The 1,148-nt window shown below is 70.4% G+C and carries 1 protein-coding gene; it reads left to right on the plus strand.

Annotated elements, in window-relative coordinates:
- The first annotated feature begins 8 nt into the window (after positions 1–8).
- The gene (locus tag V7067_RS05125; RefSeq protein WP_334174828.1) at positions 9–971 is read left to right on the plus strand and encodes a tetratricopeptide repeat protein; all 963 of its coding nucleotides are present in this window, start codon (positions 9–11) and stop codon (positions 969–971) included.
- The last annotated feature ends 177 nt before the right edge of the window (positions 972–1,148 follow it).

Raw genomic sequence — 1,148 nt, forward strand, 5'->3', positions numbered from 1 at the left:
GAACGGCGATGCGTGTTGTCGAGTTGCGTTTTGCCCTGGCGGTCATGATCGGGGCGTGTGGCCTTTCGGGCCTCGGTTTCGCCGGCACGGCGGCCGCGCTGGATGCGGAAGCCCCCGCCCAGCCCGCCACCACCGATGCCGCCGGCACCAGCGCGCCGGCGGAGGCTTTCCGCGCCGGTGCGCGGGCCTATTTCTCCGGCGACAAGGCGGCGGCGGCCGATGCCTTCGGCACGGCGGCCGGCATGGGCCATCCCGTTGCCCAGTGGAAACTCGGGCGGATGTATCAGGAAGGCGACGGCGTCGGCGAGGACGACTACAAGGCCTTCGAGCTGTTCTCGGAAGTCGCCAACGCCCACGCCGACGATGCGCCGGCCTCGGCGCAGGCGCCGTTCGTGGCCAACGCCTTCGTCGAACTCGGCTCCTATTATCTGAGCGGCATCAAGAACAGCGTGACGCCCAATTTCGAGCGCGCGCGGGAGCTCTATACCTACGCCGCCTCCTATTTCGGCGATGCCGATGCGCAGTACCGGCTCGGGCAGCTTTATCTGACCGGCGCGCCGGCCAGCGACGACGACGGTGCGCCGGCCGCGGCCCTTGCCATGACCTCTCCGGTGAAGACCGCCTCGGCCGGCTCGGCCCCGGCGCGGGCGCTGGCGGCGGCGGCGGAAGCCGGCGACACGCGCGATCCGCGCCTTGCCGCCCGGTGGCTGAAGCTCGCCGCCGAAAAGGGGCATCCGCAGGCGCAGGCCCTGCTCGGCAAGATGCTGGTCGACGGCGCCGACATCCGCCGCAACATGGTCGCCGGTCTGATGTGGCTGACCGTTGCCTCCAGCGCCGTGCAGGACAACGAAAGCGACGACTGGATCCGCATGTCGCAGGAAGAGGCCTTTTCCGTCGCCACCCAGAAGGAACGCGTGCGGGCGACCGAACTGGCGCGGGCGTGGATGGCCGCCAATCCGCCGCGCGAGTAACCGCCGGGATCCCTCCGGGGGGGGCTTGTGATCCCTTCCGGCGGAGAACAGGGCAGGCGGGGCTTTGCGGAGCCCCGAACAGCAGAACGGCGGCCGCAGGGCCGCCGCTGTCGTTTTCAGGGTGCTGTTGCGTTTTCAGGGGCCGTTGCGGGCAGAAAGACGCCGGCAATGCGGGGC

Source organism: Pseudoxanthobacter sp., assembly GCF_036822375.1.
GTDB lineage: Bacteria > Pseudomonadota > Alphaproteobacteria > Rhizobiales > Segnochrobactraceae > Pseudoxanthobacter.

Coding starts and splice junctions, on each gene's coding strand:
- V7067_RS05125 (WP_334174828.1), top strand. CDS start 9: ATGCGTGTTGTCGAGTTGCGTTTTGCCCTGGCGGTCATGATCGGGGCG.